This window comes from Halomonas sp. (assembly GCF_041689495.1).
In the GTDB taxonomy this organism is placed as follows: Bacteria; Pseudomonadota; Gammaproteobacteria; order Pseudomonadales; family Halomonadaceae; genus Halomonas.
Genome location: NZ_JBDNGD010000300.1, coordinates 1 through 3,780, shown reverse-complemented (window position 1 = coordinate 3,780; position 3,780 = coordinate 1). Strand labels below are relative to the sequence as shown.

At 54.0% G+C, this 3,780-nt stretch carries 2 tRNA genes and 2 rRNA genes; all 4 read left to right on the top strand.

What is annotated here, in order from left to right:
- Positions 1–328 (top strand): 16S ribosomal RNA (locus tag ACESMD_RS10060); the annotation flags it as partial.
- Positions 329–461: 133 nt separating this feature from the next.
- Positions 462–536 (top strand) — tRNA-Ile (locus tag ACESMD_RS10055).
- A 77-nt stretch (positions 537–613) separates the two neighbouring features.
- Positions 614–687, top strand: a tRNA-Ala gene (locus ACESMD_RS10050).
- A gap of 297 nt (positions 688–984) precedes the next feature.
- Positions 985–3,780 (top strand): 23S ribosomal RNA (locus ACESMD_RS10045); the annotation flags it as partial.

Below are 3,780 nucleotides of genomic sequence, written 5' to 3'. Positions count from 1 at the left end.
CTGCACACGTGCTACAATGGATGGTCCAATGGGAAGCGACCGCGCGAGCGGCAGCCAATCCCCAAAACCATTCCCAGTTCGGATTGGAGTCTGCAACTCGACTCCATGAAGGTGGAATCGCTAGTAATCGCGTATCAGCAATGGCGCGGTGAATACGTTCCCGGGCCTTGTACACACCGCCCGTCAAGCGATGGAAGCCGGGAGTACCTGATGAGACTGAGCCAATCCGCCAACTGGCGGAAAGCAAGTCTTTAGGGTAAGCCCTGTGACTGGCGCTAAGTCGTAACAAGGTAGCCGTACCGGAAGGTGCGGCTGGATCACCTCCTTTTTACAGAACGTTCCCGGCTCACAGAGTCGGCGCGGCTGTGATCGTCTAAATATTCCCGATAAAGCAGGAGGCAGTATTGCAGCTGCAGTAGGCAGTAACCTGCCACCTGCCCGCTGCTACTGCCCGCTGAAACGGGCTTGTAGCTCAGGCTGGTTAGAGCGCACGCCTGATAAGCGTGAGGTCGCAGGTTCAACTCCTGCCAAGCCCACTACCAAGGGGCTATAGCTCAGCTGGCTAGTCCGCCAGCCGGCGGATTGCAAGCAGGGGTAAGGCCTTAGAAAAAAAGGGGCTATAGCTCAGTTGGCTAGAGCACCTGCTTTGCAAGCAGGGGGTCGTCGGTTCGACTCCGACTAGCTCCACATGGGATTTTTGATTGGTGATTGTTGATGTTCTAATGAACGTGCGAATCATCAATCAAAAGTTCTTATTGTTCTTTTAAGATTTTTTACTGGTACTGGATGTATGATTGGCGATTGATGGTAAATCATGAATCACAAATCATCAATCATAGATCCAACAGTGTTCTTTGACGTAGTGAAGCTGATAATATAGATTCAACATTTAGATTCAACAATATGTTGTTGCCCCGCTTGCGGGGCAACGCAAGAGTTAAGATCGAGCGTCATCGAGTTGAAGCTTGTGGTGCAAACCATATAGCGTAAACACTCAAGGGCGTATGGTGAATGCCTTGGCATATGCGAGCGATGAAGGACGTGTAAAGCTGCGAAAAGCTGCGGGGAGCTGCACACCAGCCCAGATCCGCAGGTATCCGAATGGGGCAACCCATCCGCCAACTGGCGGATATTCCTTTCGAGGAAAGCCAACCCTCTGAACTGAAACATCTAAGTAGGAGGAGGAACAGAAAACAATTCAGTGATTCCCCAAGTAGCGGCGAGCGAACGGGGGCCAGCCCAAACCTGAAGCCTACGGGCTTTAGGGGTTGTAGGGCCCACATCAGCACCCCAAACTTAAGACGAAGCGGACTGGAAAGCCGCCCCACAGAAGGTGAAAGGCCTGTAGACGTACGGTTTGGTGTGTGGTGGGATCCCCTGAGTAGGACGGGACCGGAGAAATCCTGTCTGAAGCTGCCGGCACCATCCGGCAAGGCTAAATATTGCATATGACCGATAGTGAACAAGTACCGTGAGGGAAAGGTGAAAAGAACGCCGAGAAGGCGAGTGAAATAGTACCTGAAACCATACGCTTACAAGCGGTCGGAGCCCCAGTGCGTGACTGAGGCCACTCTGAATCGACGAGCTTTACGCGAGCCGTCTCCCGAGTTATTCGGGAGAGCAAGCGAAAAGTCTTAAAGAAGGCAGTGAAATAAAACTGCTGCCATCGTCGAGCAGGTAAGTGGGCTGAGTCATGCGCTGAGGTGACGGCGTGCCTTTTGTATAATGAACCTACGAGTTGCACCTGGCCTGCGAGGTTAATCCGCTCAGCGGAGACAGCCGGAGCGAAAGCGAGTCCGAAATGGGCGCCCAGTAGGCCGGGGCAGACGCGAAACCACGTGATCTATCCATGACCAGGATGAAGCGCCGGTAAGACGGCGTGGAGGTCCGAACCGCCTGGCGTTGAAAAGCCATCGGATGAGTTGTGGATAGGGGTGAAAGGCCAATCAAACGTGGAAATAGCTCGTTCTCCCCGAAATATATTTAGGTATAGCATCACCCGAACAGCGTGCCGGAGGTAGAGCACTGATTAGGCTAGGGGGCTTCACCGCCTACCAACCCTAGACAAACTCCGAATGCCGGTCCGTGTTGGGTGGTAGTCAGTGGCAGGGTGATAACGTCCTGTCGCGAGAGGGAAAGATCCCAGATCGCCAGCTAAGGCCCCTAAATCTACACTAAGTTGCACAAAGAAAGTTGGGTTGCCCAGACAACTAGGAGGTTGGCTTAGAAGCAGCCATTCCTTGAAAGAGTGCGTAATAGCTCACTAGTCGAGCGGCCCGGCGTCGAAAATTTGCGGGCATTAAGTGTAGTGCCGAAGCTGCGGATTCTATCCGCCATCTGGCGGATAGAGTGGTAGGGGAGCATTCCAGTTGCACCGAAGCGGGCCTGTGAGGGACCGTGAAGCGGCTGGAAGCGAAACTGTAGGTATGAGTAACGATAAGAGGAGTGCGAAACTCCTCCACCGAAAATCTAAGGGTTCCTGATCAACGTTAATCGGATCAGGGTTAGTCGAGACCTAAGGTGTAGCCGTTAGGCGAAGCCGATGGTAAACCGGTTAAATATTCCGGTACCACCCAACAGCGTTAAGTTAAGGCGTCACGCAGAAGTGACACTGCCGCGTCCCGACGGAATGGGGCGTTAAAGGTTGTAGGCCGGGAGGCTGGCAAATCCACCTCCCATTAAGGCTGAACGCCGACAGTACGGGGAGCCTGCGGGCAAACCGATAGTGCAGGTAATCATGCTGCCGAGAAACGCGTCGTAACTTGCCAAGGGTGCTCGTACCCTAAACCGACACAGGTAGATGAGCAGAGAATGCTAAGGTGCTCGAGCGAATCGTGGCTAAGGAACTCGGCAAACTAGATCCGTAACTTCGGGAGAAGGATCCCCTGCCCGCCCTTCGGGGTGCGGTGGGGCACAGTAACCAGGTCCAATCGACTGTTTAACAAAAACACATGTCTCTGCTAAGGCGCAAGCCGATGTATAGGGACTGACACCTGCCCGGTGCCGGAAGGTCAAGGAAGGGGGTTAATACCGCTTTGCGGTATGAAGCCCTCGACTGAAGCCCCGGTAAACGGCGGCCGTAACTATAACGGTCCTAAGGTAGCGAAATTCCTTGTCGGGTAAGTTCCGACCTGCACGAATGGTGCAACGAATTGGACGCTGTCTCGGCCACGAGCTCGGTGAAATTGAGGTATCGGTGAAGACGCCGATTACCCGCAGCGGGACGGAAAGACCCCGTGAACCTTTACTACAACTTTACATTGGCTTTACCGGCCGCATGTGCAGGATAGGTGGGAGGCTTTGAAGCGGATGCGCCAGCATTTGTGGAGCCACCCCTGAAATACCACCCTTGCGGCAGGTGAATTCTAACCCCGAGTATTCGGGGCACAGTGTATGGTGGGTAGTTTGACTGGGGCGGTCGCCTCCTAAAATGTAACGGAGGCTCCCAAAGGTACCCTCAGCACGGTCGGCAATCGTGCGTAGAGTGTAAAAGCATAAGGGTGCTTGACTGCGAGACATACAGGTCGAGCAGCTGCGAAAGCAGGGTTTAGTGATCCGGCGGCACTGCATGGAAGGGCCGTCGCTCAAAGGATAAAAGGTACTCCGGGGATAACAGGCTTATCTCCCCCAAGAGTTCACATCGACGGGGAGGTTTGGCACCTCGATGTCGGCTCATCGCATCCTGGGGCTGGAGAAGGTCCCAAGGGTTTGGCTGTTCGCCAATTAAAGCGGTACGCGAGCTGGGTTCAGAACGTCGTGAGACAGTTCGGTCCCTATCTG